The organism is Sphingobium yanoikuyae, assembly GCF_034424525.1.
In the GTDB taxonomy this organism is placed as follows: Bacteria; Pseudomonadota; Alphaproteobacteria; order Sphingomonadales; family Sphingomonadaceae; genus Sphingobium; species Sphingobium yanoikuyae.
This window is the reverse complement of record NZ_CP139979.1, coordinates 4,457,549-4,473,810: the sequence shown is the minus strand read 5'-3', so window position 1 is coordinate 4,473,810 and position 16,262 is coordinate 4,457,549. Positions and strand designations below refer to the sequence as shown.

15 protein-coding genes are annotated in these 16,262 nt (G+C 66.1%); 8 read left to right on the top strand and 7 right to left on the bottom strand.

What is annotated here, in order from left to right; translation table 11 throughout:
* Positions 1-32: 32 nt before the first annotated feature.
* The 4 genes from U0025_RS20765 to U0025_RS20750 are packed head-to-tail and all read right to left on the bottom strand — an operon-like array spanning position 33 to position 4,114.
* A complete protein-coding gene (locus U0025_RS20765; protein ID WP_004209454.1) occupies positions 33-812 on the bottom strand; it encodes an enoyl-CoA hydratase/isomerase family protein in 780 nt (259 codons plus the stop codon).
* On the bottom strand, positions 812-2,059 hold the full coding sequence (locus tag U0025_RS20760) for an acetyl-CoA hydrolase/transferase family protein (protein ID WP_004209453.1): 1,248 nt from the start codon (positions 2,057-2,059) through the stop codon (positions 812-814). Before U0025_RS20760 ends, U0025_RS20765 begins: the two co-directional genes overlap by 1 nt.
* A complete protein-coding gene (locus tag U0025_RS20755; protein ID WP_004209452.1) occupies positions 2,056-2,937 on the bottom strand; it encodes an HpcH/HpaI aldolase/citrate lyase family protein in 882 nt (293 codons plus the stop codon). Before U0025_RS20755 ends, U0025_RS20760 begins: the two co-directional genes overlap by 4 nt.
* Positions 2,938-2,947: 10 nt before the next feature.
* Positions 2,948-4,114, bottom strand: coding sequence for an acyl-CoA dehydrogenase family protein (locus tag U0025_RS20750; RefSeq protein ID WP_004209451.1), 1,167 nt, complete (start codon positions 4,112-4,114; stop codon positions 2,948-2,950).
* A gap of 164 nt (positions 4,115-4,278) precedes the next feature.
* On the opposite strand from U0025_RS20750, the gene U0025_RS20745 reads away from it, so the two are divergent.
* The 3 genes from U0025_RS20745 (at position 4,279) to U0025_RS20735 (ending at position 7,868) form a co-directional block, all read left to right on the top strand.
* On the top strand, positions 4,279-5,442 hold the full coding sequence (locus tag U0025_RS20745; protein WP_004209450.1) for a CaiB/BaiF CoA transferase family protein: 1,164 nt from the start codon (positions 4,279-4,281) through the stop codon (positions 5,440-5,442).
* 103 nt (positions 5,443-5,545) lie between these two features.
* Positions 5,546-6,928, top strand: a complete 1,383-nt coding sequence (locus tag U0025_RS20740) for an aromatic ring-hydroxylating oxygenase subunit alpha (protein WP_037490733.1) — start codon at positions 5,546-5,548, stop codon at positions 6,926-6,928.
* A gap of 19 nt (positions 6,929-6,947) precedes the next feature.
* Positions 6,948-7,868 carry a TIGR03619 family F420-dependent LLM class oxidoreductase gene (locus U0025_RS20735; protein WP_004209448.1) on the top strand — a complete coding sequence of 307 codons (921 nt, stop codon included), beginning with the start codon at positions 6,948-6,950 and terminating at the stop codon, positions 7,866-7,868.
* A 70-nt stretch (positions 7,869-7,938) separates the two neighbouring features.
* On the opposite strand, the gene U0025_RS20730 is transcribed toward U0025_RS20735, so the two are convergent.
* Both U0025_RS20730 and U0025_RS20725 read right to left on the bottom strand, forming a co-directional pair.
* Positions 7,939-8,853, bottom strand: a complete 915-nt coding sequence (locus tag U0025_RS20730) for an acyl-CoA dehydrogenase family protein (RefSeq protein ID WP_004209447.1) — start codon at positions 8,851-8,853, stop codon at positions 7,939-7,941.
* On the bottom strand, positions 8,853-9,998 hold the full coding sequence (locus U0025_RS20725) for an acyl-CoA dehydrogenase family protein (protein ID WP_004209445.1): 1,146 nt from the start codon (positions 9,996-9,998) through the stop codon (positions 8,853-8,855). Before U0025_RS20725 ends, U0025_RS20730 begins: the two co-directional genes overlap by 1 nt.
* Positions 9,999-10,138: 140 nt before the next feature.
* Between U0025_RS20725 and U0025_RS20720 the strand changes: the two genes are divergently transcribed.
* The 4 genes from U0025_RS20720 to U0025_RS20705 all read left to right on the top strand — a co-directional run bounded on the left by U0025_RS20720 (position 10,139) and on the right by U0025_RS20705 (position 14,886).
* Entirely contained in the window at positions 10,139-10,453 is a 315-nt protein-coding gene (locus U0025_RS20720; protein WP_004209444.1) for a Rieske (2Fe-2S) protein, read from the top strand.
* 90 nt (positions 10,454-10,543) lie between these two features.
* Positions 10,544-11,752, top strand: a complete 1,209-nt coding sequence (locus U0025_RS20715) for an acyl-CoA dehydrogenase family protein (protein ID WP_004209443.1) — start codon at positions 10,544-10,546, stop codon at positions 11,750-11,752.
* Positions 11,749-12,729: an acyl-CoA dehydrogenase family protein gene (locus tag U0025_RS20710; RefSeq protein WP_004209441.1), complete on the top strand. Its 981-nt coding sequence runs from the start codon at positions 11,749-11,751 to the stop codon at positions 12,727-12,729. The genes U0025_RS20715 and U0025_RS20710 overlap by 4 nt, the downstream gene beginning before the upstream one ends.
* Positions 12,730-12,753: 24 nt before the next feature.
* Complete coding sequence (locus U0025_RS20705) at positions 12,754-14,886, top strand: PKD domain-containing protein (protein WP_004209440.1); 2,133 nt, start codon at positions 12,754-12,756, stop codon at positions 14,884-14,886.
* A gap of 40 nt (positions 14,887-14,926) precedes the next feature.
* Here the strand turns inward: U0025_RS20705 and U0025_RS20700 are convergent, their stop codons facing one another.
* Positions 14,927-15,469: an Ivy family c-type lysozyme inhibitor gene (locus U0025_RS20700; protein WP_004209439.1), complete on the bottom strand. Its 543-nt coding sequence runs from the start codon at positions 15,467-15,469 to the stop codon at positions 14,927-14,929.
* A 146-nt stretch (positions 15,470-15,615) separates the two neighbouring features.
* On the opposite strand from U0025_RS20700, the gene U0025_RS20695 reads away from it, so the two are divergent.
* On the top strand, positions 15,616-16,059 hold the full coding sequence (locus U0025_RS20695) for a hypothetical protein (RefSeq protein WP_004209438.1): 444 nt from the start codon (positions 15,616-15,618) through the stop codon (positions 16,057-16,059).
* Positions 16,060-16,262: the final 203 nt, after the last annotated feature.

Sequence of the window (16,262 nt, the reverse complement as noted above, 5' to 3'; positions counted from 1 at the left end):
CACCCGGACTTGACGATTTCAGACAGTCGGGCTCAGCGCCCGGTCCATTGCGGCGTGCGTTTTTCGGCAAAGGCGCGCGGTCCTTCCTGCGCGTCCTGGCTGTTATAGGTATGTTCGGAGGCGGCGCGGGCGGCCTGCAGCGCGGCGGCGCGGCCCATCTCGGTCGCCAGCATCACCGTGTCGCGCCCGGCCTTCACCGACAAGGGCGCACCCTCCAAAATCTCCGCCGCCAGATCGAGCGCCGCCTGCATCAGCGCTTCCGGCTCGGCCAGGCGATTGACCAGGCCGATCTCGTAAGCGCGCTGGGCGGTGATCGGCTTTCCGGTCAGGATGATCTCCATCATGATCCGCTGCGGGATCATGTGAATGAGCGGCGCGGCCCAGGGCGAACTGCGCCCGACCTTCACCTCGGTAATGGCGAAGCGCGCGGCCGTGCTGGCAACGCACAGGTCGCAGGCCTGGGCGATCATCCAGCCGCCGGCAAAGGCGACGCCGTTCACCGCCGCGATCGTCGGCTTGCTGAGTTCGATACTGTCATAGGGCAGCGGGAACATGGCGCGCGGCGGCACGGCCATGCCGGTGTCGACCATTTCCTTGAGGTCGCCGCCCGCGCAGAAGGCCTTGTCCCCCGCGCCGGTCAGGATGGCGACGCGCAGCGCGGGATCATGCTCGAACCGGTCCCAGGCGGCGCGCAGCCCCTCGCGCACGTCGCGGCCCAGGGCATTGCGCTGGTCGGGGCGGTTGATGGTGAGGATAGCGATGCCGTCGGGCCGCGCCTCGAACAGGACTGCGTCGGTTGAAGCGTCGGGCATCAATACCCCCTCTGCTGGATGATATGGGCCGACCGCTCCAGTTCCTCGCGGAAGGCCGGGTCGGCGATGGCGATCAGGCGGCGGGTGCGTTCGGCGAGTGTCTGCCCTTTCAGTTCCGCCGCGCCATATTCGGTGACGATGATGTCGACATCGCTGCGTGCGGTGGTGACCGGGCCGGACAAGGCTGGCACGATCTTGCTGAGGCTGCCGCCCTTGGCCGAGGCGGAGAGCGCGATGATCGAGCAGCCGCCGGGCGAGCGGGCGCCGGCGCGGACGAAATCGACCTGGCCACCGGTGCCGCCCAGATAGGCCGCGCCAGACTGTTCGGCATTGACCTGGCCGGTCAGGTCCACCTCCAGCGCGCTGTTGATGGTGACGAGGCGGGATAAGCGCCCCAGCACGGCGGCATCATGGGTGTAGCTGGTCGCGCACATGCGGATCGCCGGGTTGTTGTGCGCCCAGTCATAGAGGCGGCGGGTGCCGATCAGCGCGCCGTTGATCGAGACGCCGGTGTCGATTTCCTTGCGGGCGTTGGTCAGCACGCCGGCCTCCGCCAGTTCGACCAGCCCGTCGCCCAGCATGCCCGAATGCACGCCCAGGTCGCGCCGGTCGCCCAGCAGTCGCAATATCGCGTCGGGCACCGCGCCGACCCCGGTCTGGATCACCGATCCGTCGCCAATATAGGCGGCGCAATGGCGGGCGATCGCCTCGTCGGTCTCGCTGATTGTCGCGGGCGCCACCTCGACCGGCGGGCGCGACACGGGGATGGCGACGTCGATCGCCGAGGCCGGGATCAGTTCGCCCGGCACATAGGGCACCGCTTCGTTGATCTCCGCGATCACCACCCGCGCCTTGTCCACGGCGGCGCGGACATAGTCGCCGATCAGGCCGCAGCTATGATTGCCATCGGCGTCGGCCGGGCTGAGCTGGATCATCGCCACGTCGCAGCCGATGATGCCGGCCGTGATCATCGGCGCGACCTGGCTGACATGGATGGGGATGACCTGCAGCTTGCCGGCTTTCGTCATCGATCGCAGCGCGCCGATCGCGCCCATGGAGGAAAGGCGGAAACTGTCGGCGCTCTCCGGCGTGAACAGGCCTGAAAAGCTGGTGGCGATGAAGGCGGACAGGTCGCCGATCCGCGCCCCCTGTTCGATCAGCGCGCTGACCAGGCTGACCGGCTCGCCGCAGGCCTGGCCAAAGACGATGCGGTCGCCGCGCCGCAGATAGGGGGTGAGGTCGATCACGACGCCCCGGCCTGGCGCAGCAACTGCTCGGCGCGGCTGAGATAGGGCCGGTCGAGCATCCCGCCCTTGTAGCCGATCGCGCCGACGCCGGGATTGGCGGCGAAGATGTCGACGATCGCCTGCGCTTCGGCGATTTCCTCTTCGGTCGGGGTGAAGGCGGCGTTGATGACATCGACCTGCGCCGGGTGGATCGCCAGCATGCCGCGATAGCCGTCGCGCCGCACCTTCTCGGCCCGCGCCTTCAGCCCGTCGAGATCGCGGAAGTCGCCCTGGATCGTCTCGATCGCGGTGACGCCGGCGGTGGCCGCGCCCAGCAGGCACATGGAGCGCGCCAGTTCATAGGTGAAGCCATAGCTGCCATCGGCATTGCGGTTGGAACTGGCGCCGATCGAGTCGGCCAGATCCTCCGCGCCCCAGGTCAGCGCCACCACGCGCGGCGCGCCCTTGTAATCGCCGGTATGGAACATGGCTTCTGCCGTTTCGGTGACCAGCACGATCAGCGGGGTCGATCCCCGTTCGATGCCATGCGCCGCCTCGAACGCGGTCAGATAATGGTCGAGCAATTCGACATCCTGCCGGCCATAGACTTTGGGCAGCATGATGCCGCCCGGCCGCGCCGGCATGATTGCGGCGAGATCATCGAGCGTATAGGGGCCATCGAGCGGATTGACCCGGACCCAGAGCCGCTCGCGCCCTTCCGGCCTGGCGGCGAGGAAATCATGCACCATCTGGCGGGCGAGCGGCTTGTTCTCGGTGACGACCGCATCCTCCAGGTCGAACAGCGCGATGTCGGCGGCGCTGTCCGCCGCCTTGGCCATCTTCTTCTCGCTGTCGCCCGGCGCGAACAGCCAGGACCGCATCTTGATCGGCAGCGTCATCGTTTTCGCCTCAATAGGATTTGGGCAATTCCAGCACCTTTTCGGCGATGAAATTGAGGATCATGTGGGGGCTGACCGGGGCGGTGCGCGGGATCAGCACTTCGCGCAGCAGCCGTTCGACATGATATTCCTGGGCATAGCCCATGCCGCCCAGGGTCAGCATCGCCGTATGGCAGGCCTCGAACGCGGATTCGGCGGCGAGATATTTGCCGCTGTTCGCCTCCACGCCGCAATCCTCGCCCTTGTCGAACAGGGTAGCGGCCTTCATCACCATCAGGTTGGCCGCCTCCAGCTGCATCCAGCATTTGGCGAGCGGATGCTGGATGCCCTGATTCATGCCGATCGGCCGGTCGAAGACGATGCGTTCGCGGGCATAGCGGGCGGCGCGCTGGATCGCGTTGCGGCCGATGCCGATCGCTTCGGCGCCGAGCAATATGCGCTCCGGGTTCAGCCCCTTGAGGATGATCCTGAAGCCCTGTCCCTCCTCGCCGATCCGATCCTCTTCGGGGATGAAGAGGTCGTTGATGAACAGCATGTTGGAGCCGACCGCGTGGCGGCCCATCTTGGGGATCAACTGATGCTCGATCTTGCTGCGATCCAGTTTGGTGAAGAAGAGCGACAGGCCCTGCGTCTTGTTCTTCACTTCATCGAGCGGCGTGGTGCGAGCAAGCAACATCATCCGGTCGGCGACATGGGCGTTGGTGATCCAGATCTTCTCGCCATTGACGCGGTAGCCGCCCTCGACCCGCTCGGCGCGGGTCTTGAGTTTGGTCGTGTCGAGCCCTGTATTGGGTTCGGTCACGGCAAAGCACATCTTCTCCGCGCCGGAGATGATCGGCGGGATCATGCGCTGTTGCTGTTCGTCCGTGCCGAACAGGGCGATCGGCTCCAGGCTGAAGACCGGGCCGTGGATGCCGGATGCGGCGGTCATGCCGCCGCCGGCCTCCGCCACCGCCTGCACCATGATCGCCGCTTCGGTAATGCCCAGACCCGCGCCGCCGGTGGCTTCGGGCATGGCGATGCCCAGCCAGCCGGCGTCGGCCATCGCCCGGTGGAAATCGAACGGGAAGACGGCATCCTTGTCCCGTTCCAGCCAATAATCGTCGGGGAACTGGGCACAGAGCTGGAACACCGCGTCGCGGATGTTCCTCTGGTCTTCGGTCAGGGCAAAATCCACGTCTCTGGGGGCCTTCTGCTGGCGTCTGGATGATCGCCTGCGGGTATCATCCGGCCTCCCGCGCGCACAATCGGGCGGCCCCACATATCGGTGGGGCGAAGGGGTTGCGCGTGGATTTCGCCGCGCCCTTGGCCTAGCCCCAAGGCAGTGAAGGGGAGAGGATGATGGACGCGACGCACATGCCGAAAGGGCCGCTGGCCGGGATCCGCGTGGTGGACCTGACGGCGATGGTATTCGGCCCCTATGCGACCCAGATCATGGCCGACATGGGCGCCGATGTGATCAAGATCGAGCCGCCGGCGGGCGATGCGACGCGCTATATCAATGCCGGGCCGACGCCCGAGCTGGGTGGCGTCTTCACCAACGTCAATCGCGGCAAGCGCAGCCTGGTGCTGGACCTGCGGCAGGAGGGCGACAAGGCGACGCTCCGCGCGCTGATCGCCACCGCCGACGTCTTCATCCATTCGATGCGCGGCAAGGCGATCGCCAAGCTGGGCTTCGACTATCAGGCGGTGAAGGCGATCAGGCCCGACATCGTCTACACCAATTGCTATGGCTATAGCCGGCGCGGGCCGGACGGTGACAAGCCTGCCTATGACGACACGATCCAGGCGGAATGCGGCATCCCGCATTTGCAGCAGCTGATGACCGGCAAGCCCGATTTCATGGCAACGATCATCGCCGACAAGGTGGCGGGCCTCACTGGCCTTTATGCGACGATGATGGCGCTGTTCCACCGCGAGCGCACCGGCGAGGGGCAGGAGGTGGAAGTCTCCATGTTCGAGACCATGGCGTCCTTCATGCTGACCGAACATGCGAGCGGCATGCTGTTCGAGCCGCCGCTGGGGCCGGCCCATTATCACCGCGTCGTCGCCCGCAATCGCAAGCCCTATGCGACCAAGGACGGCCATGTCGCCGCGCTGGTCTATAATGACAAGCATTGGAACGCCTTCGTCGCGGCGGTGAACCCGCCCTGGGCGACCGACGAGTTCGACACGCTGGCCAAGCGCGCGAAGCAGATCGACCGGGTCTATGGCCTGCTGGGCGAAACCTTTGTCGAGCGGACGACGCAGGAATGGCTGGAGCTGCTGGAGGAACTGCATATCCCGGCCGCGCCGCTGCGCACCACGGATGAACTGTTCGACAATGCGCATCTCAACGCCATCGGCTTTTTCGAGACGGTCGAGACGCCGCAGGGGCCGGTGCGCTTCCCCGGCGTGCCGACCTGGTTCTCGCAGACGCCGGGCCGGGTCGCGGGCGGCGCGCCGGAACTGGGCGCGCATAGCCGGGAGGTGCTGGACGAACTGGGCGCGGCCGTCCATCGGTAGGGCGATGGGTTGGGGCGCTGCCTTGGCGCTCCCCGACCCAGCCTTTACCACTTCATCCAAGCAAGAAATCTGGGTGAGGCATGGCATGGTTGAGGCTGCTGAAATGACGCGCGCGGGCTTCCCGCTGGAAATCAGCGATCCCGAGCGCATTCCCACGGCACGCTATTATGACGCGGATTTCTATCGCCGCGAATGCGAGGAGCTGTGGCCCCATGTCTGGCAGATGGCCTGCCGCGTGGAGCAGGTGCCCGAGGTCGGCGACTGGATCGAATATAGCAATCTGGGCAAGTCCGTCATCATCGTGCGGACCAAGGACGGGATCAGCGCCTATCATAATGCCTGCCGCCATCGCGGCGTGCCGCTGACCGAGGGCAGCCATGGCAATTGCAAGGGCAAGGGCTTCATCTGTCCTTTCCATGGCTGGCGCTGGAATATCGAGGGCAAGAATACCTTCGTCTATGGCCGGCACATGTTCTCCGAGCATCAGCTGGACGAGCAGGATCTGGCCCTGCGCCCGTGCCGCACCGAGATCGAGATGGGCTGCGTCTTCATCAATTTCGACGATGACGCGCCCTCGCTGCGCGAACAGCTCGGCCCGCTCGCGGTGGGGCTCGACGCCTATAATGCCGACAAGATGCGCGCCGAATGGTGTTTCGGCACGGTGCTGCCGGCCAATTGGAAGGTCGCGATGGAAGCCTTCATGGAAGGCTATCATGTCATGCGCACCCATCCGCAGCTGCAGCAGAAGGTGCCGATCCTCTACAACATGATGTACGGCATGGACACGGGCGGGATCGGCGTGCCGATCAATCCCAACCGGTCGATGAAGGAAAATATCGTCGACCAAGTCGACCATATGCAGCTGCTGAGCGAGGGCATGGCCGGCATGTGCCATGCCAAGGATGTCGCCGTCGCCCGCACGCTGATCGACGTCGAACTGCCCGAAGACCCGCAACAGGCGATCATGCACTGGTTCGGCATGGTCAATCATTGCGTGACCCAGGCCGGGCAGGCGCGCGGCGAACCCACGCCCGATCTCAACAGACTGGCGGTGGAAACCCCGGTCAAGTCGGTGGAATTCATCTTCCCCAACTATTTCCTGCTGCCCTTCCTTTCCAGCATGGCGGCCTATCGCATCCGCCCGCTCGGCCCGGAAAGCTGCATGTTCGAACTCTGGTCGCTGACCCATTTCCCCGAAGGACAGGAGCCGCCGGTGGTGATGGAACCGGTGATGCTGCCCTATGACAGCGATCAGTTCCCGATGATCCCGCGCCAGGATTATTCCAACATCCCGCTGCAGCAGAAGGGGCTGCATGCCGAGGGCTTCGACTTCATGCGCCTGTCCAAGGTGATCGAAGGGCTGATCAGCAATTATCAGCGGATCATCGACGGCTATATCCGGCATGAACCCATGGACAAGCTGAGCGCGGCGACGCAGAAGCTGGCCGGCAATTTCGACGGGCCGGTGCTCGACCTGGGCTTCTGAGCCGACGGGAGGCGGGGTCATGAAATTCGCCTTCGGCATGCCGCGGCTGATCGAGCTGAAGGCGACGATGCAGCCCTGGGAATTGTCGGTCACGGGCGCGGACCAGACGCGGCTGGCCAAGCTGGCCGATGATCTGGGTTACGACATGATCAGCGTGCCGGAACATTTCCTGATCCCGCGCGCCCATGTCGACCTGTCGGGGCCGCATCATTTCCATGCCTATGCGGCGATGGGCTATTATGCTGGCGCGACCAGCCGCATCCGCATCAACAGCTCGATCTCGATCCTGCCGCTGCAGCATCCCGCGATCACCGCCAAGGCGCTGTCGACGATCGACTGGCTGTCGGGCGGCCGGGCGATGGTGACCTTCGGCGCGGGCTGGCTGGAGCAGGAGTTCGACCTGCTCGGCGTCCCCTTCCACCAGCGCGGGCGAATGTGCGACGAATATCTCGCCGCGATCGTCGAGCTGTGGACCAGCGACGATCCGCAGTTTGAGGGCGAGTTCGTCTCCTTCCGCGATGTCGCCTTTGCGCCCCGCCCGGTGCAGCAGCCACATTTGCCGATCTGGATGGGCGGGGAGGCCGACGCGGTGCTGAAGCGCGCCGCGCGCCATGCCAGCGGCTGGTGGCCCTATCTCACCAGACCTGAGGATATTCCGGCGAAGATCGACTTCATCAAGTCACAGCCGGGCTATGACGGCCGTCCGTTCGACGTGATGTACGGCTTTGCCACCAGCCGGGTGGGTGAGGGGCATGCCGTGGTCGATGATCCGCGCGCCCGGCCGGGCATGACCGCGCCGGAGATCATCGACCGCCTGGGCTGGTTCGGGACGCTGGGCGTCACCATGAGTTCGGTGCCGATCCCGGCGGTGCGCAGCATCAGCGAATATGAGGATTATGCCCGCTGGGTGATCGAGGAGATCAAGCCCAAGCTGGCCTAGAGCCTGATCGTCTGAGGTGGAAGCGCGCCGCGCTTTCACCGATGGCGTGAATCAGGCTCTCTCAAGGATTTTACCCCCAGAGCGCATCGGCCGCCGCCAGCGCTTGGCCGCCGCGTCCGCCCAGGTCGCCGATCAGCGCCTTGAGCCGATAGGTCCACAGGTGCAGCGGATGCTCCAGCGTCATGCCCATGGCGCCCAGAAACTGGTGGAAATCATAGACGCAGCTGCGCGCCGATTCCTGCGCGTGCAGCGCCGCCAGCGCTGCGTCCCCGGCATCGAGCGTGGCCGCCGCCTTCATCGCCAGCCAGTAGAGGCCGTTGGCGCGCACCTGCGCCTCGGCCAGGCGATGGCGCAGCGCCTGGAAGGTGGCGAGCGGGCGGCCGAACTGCTGGCGATCGGTGACATAGGTGGCCGTGCTGTCGAGCGCGGCGGCGAGCAGACCCGCCGCCTCCGCTGCCAGCGCCACGCGCCAGCGGGTGCGGACATCGTCGGCCGACACGGCGTGATCGATGAGGTCGTCCGGCTGGGCGATCAGGCTGGCCATCGGATAGGCATAAAGGGCCTCGGGTTGGGCCCGGACATGCTCCGGCGCTGCGACGAAGCTGCGCACCCGATCCGGCCCGACCAGCAACACCGTCGCGCCGGGGGCAAGGAAGCGGATTGGGCGGTGCGCCTTCCCTTCCTCCACCAGGCAGAGCGGACGCGGCGTCGCATCACCCAGCAATGGGCGGATGAGGGCGCTGGCTGCCGCCTCCACCGTCTGGGGCAGACGCGCCAGCCGTTCGACCACCAGAGCCGCGCTGATAGCACCCAGATCGGGATCGAAGCCGATGTCGAGGAAGCCGCCTTCGGCGAGATCGCGGTCGAGCGCCTCGCTGGTCAGGGCAAAGCCCGCCTCATGCAGCGTCGCGCCGGCATAGGGCCGGGTCAGCGTGTCGATCGCGTCGAGAATCGCGATCTGGTCATCGGTCAGGGACAGGTCCATCAGCGCGGCTCCCGCGGCAATTTGAGCACATCGGTCGCGATGATGTTGAGTTGAATCTCCGCCGCGCCGGCGGCGATGCCCGCGACGATCCCGCGCTGATGATGCATCTTGAGATAGGGATGCGCGTCGGCCAGAGCCTGCTGCAGATATTCGACGATGAATTCGCATACCCGCCGTTCTGCCATCACCGTGGCGAAGCGGGCGGAACTGGATTCAGCGCCGATCGCCTCGCCGCGGCAACGGCGATCGACGAGCGCATAGCTGGCCATCCGCGCGGCTTCGCACAGGGCGGCGGCATGGGCGGCCTCGATCCGCACCGCCTCGCCGGCAAATTCGCCCTGCGCCTGGAGCAACGCCACCGCCCGGTCGAGCGCCGCGCGGGCGAGCGCATAGCGCGGAATGCCGAGCCGCTCATTGGTGAGCGAATAGCCGATAATCTCCCAGGCCTGACCTTCCTCGCCCAGCCGCGCCTCCACCGGCACGACGACTTCGTCGAAGAAGACTTCGTGAATATCGCCTTCGCCGATCAGCGACGGGATTTGCCGCACGGTGATGCCGGGCGTGTCCATCGGCACCAGCAGGATGGAAATGCCCTTCTTGCGATCGTCGCTGGTGCGGCAGACCAGGAAACAGGTGTCGGCAAGCCCGGCATAGCTGGTCCAGATCTTCTGCCCCGACACGCGATAGGCATCGCCGTCACGGGTCGCGCGGGTGCGCAGCGAGGCGAGGTCGGAGCCGGAACCGGGTTCGGAAAAGCCCTGGCACCAGAGCGCCCGGCCCTCGGTGATGGCGGGCAGATAGCGTGCCTTCTGCGCATCCGACCCATAGCGGATCAGCGTCGGCCCGACCCAATTGACGTTCATATATTGGCCGCCGCGCGGTTCGCCCGCGATCCACATTTCCTCGGCCAATATGGTCTGATGCCAGGGATCGAGCCCCTGGCCGCCAATCTCCTTCGCCCAATGCGGCGTCAGCAGTCCTTCGTCGGCGAGCCGCCCGCAAAAGGTGCGGGCATAGTCGGTCAGCGCCGGGGAGGCCGGGCCATGCTGCGAGAAACGCTCCCAATCCTCCGGCAGCGTCGCGGCGAGAAAGTCGCGCAACCGCTGGCGAAAAGCCTCTTCATCCTGCGTCCATTCAAAATCCATCGGTCCACGCATCCCCTGCCGAACAGGGATGCGATACTTAAGAGCAGCGCGCCGCGACAGGGCGGCGGGCAAGAGAACGCCCCGGTGATGGGCTTGGGCAGGCCCTTGCCGCGACCAGCGCGCTTGGGCAGCTTTCGGTCATGAGCGAGAGCGATTTCAAAATGGCAGCCTCCCTGGATGCGGTGCCGCTGGGCAAGACCAAAAGCGTGACCATCGACGGCCAGACCATCCTGTTGTGCAACAGCGACGGCCAGATCCACGCCATCGCCGCGCTCTGTTCCCATGCCGACGAACCGCTCGCCTGCGGCCGCATTCGTCTCGGCTGGATCGCCTGCCCGGCCCATGGCGCCCGCTTCGACCTGGAGACCGGCGCACCGCTGACCGGCCCGGCGAGCGAACCGATCGCCACCTATCCCGTCCGCATCGTCGACGACATGATCGAGGTGGCGATCTAGCCCCATCGCCTTGGGGATATCACCGGCCGCTATCTTGCGGGGGGCGGCGCAATTGGGCCTAGCGTCGGGGATGAGAGGAACCGGAATGGGATGGAGGGGCAGGCTTTGACCGACGCGCTCGACAGGCTGCGGCAGGAAGTGCGCCAGTGGCTGGCCGACAATGCGCCGCAGGGCTGGCGCGAGCGCAGCAGCAGCGAGGCCGCGTTCCTGCAAATCCAGCGCGACTGGTTCGCCAAGCTGGTCGAGGGCGGCTATGCCGTGCCGCACTGGCCGGCCCAATGGCCGGGCGGCGGTCGCTCGCTTGCCGAACAGAAGATCCTCTACGAGGAACTGGCCCGAGCCGATACGCCGCGGCTGCTGCTGTCCTTCATGTCGACCTATCATGCCGCCTGCACCCTGTTCGAATGGGCGAGCGAGGCGCAGCAGGCGCTGCTGATCCCGCGCATCCTGGCCGGGGAAATCTGGTGCCAGGGCTTTTCCGAGCCCAATGCCGGGTCCGACCTTGCCAATGTCCGCACCCGCGCCGAGCGGGTTGGCGACACATATGTGGTGAACGGCCAGAAGCTCTGGTCGACCATGGGCCAGTTCGCCGACAAATGCCTGTTGCTGGTGCGCACCAGCAATGACGGGCCGAAACAGGCCGGCCTCACCTATCTGCTGCTCGACCTCAAGGCGCCGGGCGTCACCGCGCGGCCGATCCACCAGATTCATGGTGACGAGGAATTTGCCGAGCTGTTCCTCGACAATGTCGAGATTCCCGTCAGCGACCGGCTGGGCGAAGAGGGGCAGGGCTGGGCCGTGGCGCAATCCACCCTCTCGTCCGAACGCGGCCTGACCCTGCTGGAACTCAGCGCCCGGCTGCGTGGCGCCTTGTGGCGGCTCGGCGACCTGATCCGCGCGCAGGGCCGGCAGGACGATCAGGGCATAGTCCGCGACTTCGGCCGGTTGAGCGCCAAGGTGGATGCGACCTGCGCCGTCGCCGACCAGTTCCTCGCCAACCGCATCGCCGGGATCGAGCGGGTCGGCGACGCGTCGATCGTCAAGCTGTCCTACTCCCGCACGCTGCGGGAATTCACATCGCTCGGGATTCGGCTGGGCGGCATCGACGCGCAATATCACAGCCCGATCACCTTTGGCGGCGGCATGGAGACCGGCAACTGGATGGCCGATTTCATGAACAGCTATGCCTGGACCATCGCCGGCGGCAGCGACGAGGTGCAGCGCAACATCATCGCGGAACGACTGGTCGGCATGCCGCGTGAACCCAAAAGCTGGACCTTGAAGGAGGGCGCGGCATGACCATGACCCGCGCGGAAGTGCAGGATGCGGCCGACAAGGCCTTCGGCCAGAGCGATCTGGCCCCGGATGCGGCGCAGAGTTGGGCGCTGATCGCCGAAATGGGTTGGCTGATGATGGGCGTGCCGGAGGAACTGAGCGGCCTGGGCCTCGGCCGCGAGGCGACGGGCGTCATCCATCAGGGCGTGGGCAAGGCGCTGGTGCCCGGCCCCGTGCTGGCGCAGATGCTGACGATCGAGGCGCTGACGGCCGCCGATGGCCTGGCCGAGCGCGACGCGCTGATCGCCGACGCCATGGCGGGCGAGGTGATGACCGCATCGCTGGCGGGCGGGCTGGATGGCGCTGAGCGCCTGACCTGCGTGCCTGATGCCGATACCGCCAGCCATGTTTTGCACGTCACGGCCGATCGAGTGGCGCTGGTGCCGGCCGAGCAGGTTTCCGTCACCTATCGGGAAGGCTGGGACAAGAGCCGTCGCCTGTTCGATGTCGTCCTTGAAGGCCCCGGCCTCACGCTGGCGCAGGGCGATGCCGCCCGCGCGCTGGCCGATCGGATCGAGGCGCTGCGCCTCTTCTGTCTGGCGGGCGACAGCCTGGGCGGCGCGGAGGCGGCGCTGGCCATGACCGTCGCCTATCTCGAAACGCGGCAACAGTTCGACCGGCCGCTGGCGCTGTTCCAGGCGCTCAAGCATCGCGTCGCCGACATGCGGACGCAACTGACCGCCGCCGACGCCCTGTTCTGGAGCCGGGCGCAGCAGGCCGACGTCGATATCATCGCTCTGGGCGCGCTCAAGGCGCTGGCCTGCGCCGTCTATCGGCTGGTCGCGGAAGAGGCGATCCAGCTCCATGGCGGCATTGGCCTCACCATGGAACATCCCTGTCACCTGTTCCTGAAGCGCGCGATGCTGAATGGCGCGCTCGGCGGCGATGCGGATCATTGGGACGAACGGACCGGCAGGGCCGCGCTGGAGGCAGCAGCCTGAACCGGCAAAAAGGGAGAGGAAGCGATGCGTCGATCAATTGCAATGGGCGTGACAGCCCTGTCAGCGGTGCTCATGGCCGGCATGGCGGGGGCGCAGCAGGGCAGCGCACCTGCCGGGCCTGCAAGCGCCGCCGAAGATCCGCTCTTCACCCAGCCCTATATCGATATCGACGAATGGCGCGATGCGCCGGTGCGACACCGCTATGTCCATGGCGGGTTCAAGGGGACGGAAACCCGCTTCTCCTTCTATTTTCCCGACAAGGCGCATTATCAGGGCCGCTTCTTCCAGCACATCACCCCGGTCCCGGATGACGAAAATCTGGCGCAGAAGCTGACCGACGGCGAGGAAAATTATATCGGCTTTTCGATCGCGTCGGGCGGCTATTATGTCGAGACCAATGGCGGCGGCCGTGACCAGGTGGGCATGCCGGGCAAGCCCAACGATTTCACCATCGCCGCCTATCGCGCCAATGCCGCTTCAGCGCGCTATTCGCGGGTCGTCGCGCAGCAGATGTACGGCGGCAAGCGCCCCTATGGCTATGCCTTTGGCGGCAGCGGCGGCGGCTTCCGCACCGTCGGCTCGATCGAGAATACCACCGGCGTATGGGACGGCGTCGTCCCCTATGTGCTGGGATCGCCGATGGCGCCGCCCAACATGTTCTCCGTGCGGATGCGCGCGATGCGGGTTCTCAATGACAAGTTCCCGCAGATATTGGACGCGGTCGAACCGGGCGGCTCGGGTGATCCCTATGCCGGGCTGACGCCGCAACAGGCATCTGTGCTGCGCGAGGCGACGGCGATGGGCTTCCCGACGCCCAGCTGGTTCGGCTGGAAGACGATGGGCATCCATGGCTTTGCCGCCCTTTATGGTGGGATGGTGATGGCCGATGCCGGCTATTTCACCGATTTCTGGACCAAGCCGGGCTATCTCGGCCATGACGACCCCAAGAGTTTCGACGGCTATCGGTTGCAGCATGACGCGACCATCGCTGCACCGATCAGCGCGGCGCAGGCAGCCGAACTGAAGCTCGATACCCGCATCACCGATGGCGCGGCCAATGTCGACAACGCCTTTGCCGCGCTGCAGGGCCGGGCGGCACAGCGTATCGTCGCCTTCCGCCTGTCGAGCCCGCCGCCCGCCACCTATTTCGTCGGCGGCGACCTGATCGTCGGGTCGGGCGCGGCACAGGGCAAGCGGCTGACGATCAACCGCATCGCTGGCGATGTCGTGATCCTGGGCGTGGTGGATGATGCCGTGGTCGACCTGCTGAAGGCTGGCGACCAGGTGCGGGTCGACAATAGCAATTTCCTCGCCGCCGAAACCTATCACTGGCATCAGGTGCCGCAGGCTAATGCCGGCTATCCGGTCTGGGACCAGTTTCGCGGGGGCGATGGCAAGCCGCTTTATCCGCAGCGTCCTTTCCTGCTCGGCCCGCTCTTCACCGCCGCGACCACCGGCAAGCCGATGGGCCAGCCGCCGATGACCGGGCAGTTCCAGGGCAAGATGATCCTGGTCGAAAATCTGTGGGATCGCGAAGCCATGCCCTGGCAGGGCGACTGGTATCGCCAGCGGGTGATCGCTGCGCAGGGCGCGGGCGCCGACCAGAATTTCCGCATCTGGTTCACCGACCATGCGCTGCATGGCGACAGCAGCCATCAGGAAGACCCGACCCGCACGGTCAGCTATCTGGGCGTGCTGGAACAGGCGCTGCGCGACCTGTCCGCCTGGGTGGAAAAGGGCGTCGCCCCGCCCGCCAATACTGCCTATCGCATCGATCATGGCCAGGTGATCGTGCCGGCCGATGCGGCGGCGCGCGGCGGCATCCAGCCGGTCGCCAGCGTCACCGCCAATGGCGCGGCCAAGGCGGTGGTGAAGCCGGGCACGCCCGTGACCTTCCGCGCGACCATCAGCGTGCCGCCGGGCGCCGGCCGGATCGTGTCGGCGGAATGGGATTTCGACGGCAGCGGCGCCTTTGCGGAGAAGGCCAAGCTTCCTGGCGGCTCTGGAAATAGCCTGACCCTGACCACACGCCACAGCTTCGCCGCGCCCGGCACCTATTTCCCCGCGCTGCGCATCGCGTCGGAACGCAGGGGCGACGCCGCCACCCCCTATGCCCGCATCCAGAATCTGGGTCGGGTGCGGGTCGTCGTCCAATAGCGGCAGAGGCGGCGCCGCATCATGCGGCGCCCCTGTCCCGTCAGCTCGACACGTCAGGGCATTGGCCCGGACGCTTTTCTTCCTTGCCGGCCTTGAACCAGCGGGTCGACTGGGCATCGACGGCCTCGTCATAATAGCAGACCTCGGCCGTGCCGCTGGCCGGATCGACCAGGGTCAGCCATTGGTGCGGACCGCAATTATGGGTTTCGCACGACCAGGCCGCGATCTTGCCGTCGACGGTCGCGATCGGCGAGGACGGGCCGCCATCCTCCAGCACCCATTTGCGCACCGCCTTGTCCGCCACCGCCGCCTTTACCGCCGCGACCACGGCGGGATCATCGTTCCAGCTATGGGCGCCGACCTTGTCGAAGGGATATTTGCCGACATAGGGGCTGAAGGCGTCGGCTCTGGGCGCGGCGGCATTGGTCGCGCTGGCGGCGTTCGCCATGGCATTTTCGACCGCGTTGACCGCATTGTCGGCGGCGTTGTCGGCCGGGCTGTTCTTCTCGCCGCTGCAGGCGGCCAGCGCGGCAGACAGGAGGATGGGCAGGGTCAGGACGGTCCAGAGGCGGTGGCGGGTCATCGGCGGTCCTTTGCGGGAGGAGAATGCCCCCATGGTGGGGCGGGACGCGGCAGCGAGCAAGCGCGATTGCGCCACGGGCGCGGAAATTGGCGGCTGATCCGTCTGTAGGGGCAGATGATCTTCGATTGCGAAAGGCCCCTTGCCCGATGCGTTTCCCCCCTGCCCTGATCCTGCTCGCCAGCCTGGCCACCGCGCCCGCCACCGCCCAGACCGCGGCACCCGCCGACGGCCCGTTGAAGGTGGAAAATTACTACCGCGTCAAATGGGGCGGGATGGGCCAGTTCCTGACCACCTATCACAAGCAGCATGAGGCGTTGCTGCGCGAGATGATGCGGCAGGGCTATATCAGCGAAGTCACGGTCGAGATGCCCTTCACCCATATGGGCGGCAGCACGCGGTGGGACGTACGCACCACCATCGTCTACACGCATGGCGCCGACGGCGTGGGCGCGGGTGAAGCGTACAAGGCAGCGATGTCGGCGGCCAAGGCACGGATGTTCCCCGACAAGGCGGCGTTCGATGCCGAGGAGGCGAAGCGCATGGCGGTGACGGAAGATCATTGGGACGTGGTGCTGGAACCCGCGCCTTAATTTTAGAAAATGCGGGAACGCATTTTCTGTGCCGCACCAGCCTTCAAACGAGGCACGTGACTCGTTTGAACCCCCACCCGACCACCCATAGAATACTGACGTTGGGCGGTCGACTGGAGGATCGGGCTGGCCGTTTCGATTTTCTGCAAAAACCCTGACACGCCTTATGCAGATGAGGCATCGCTGCGGCGGACCGTGAAGCT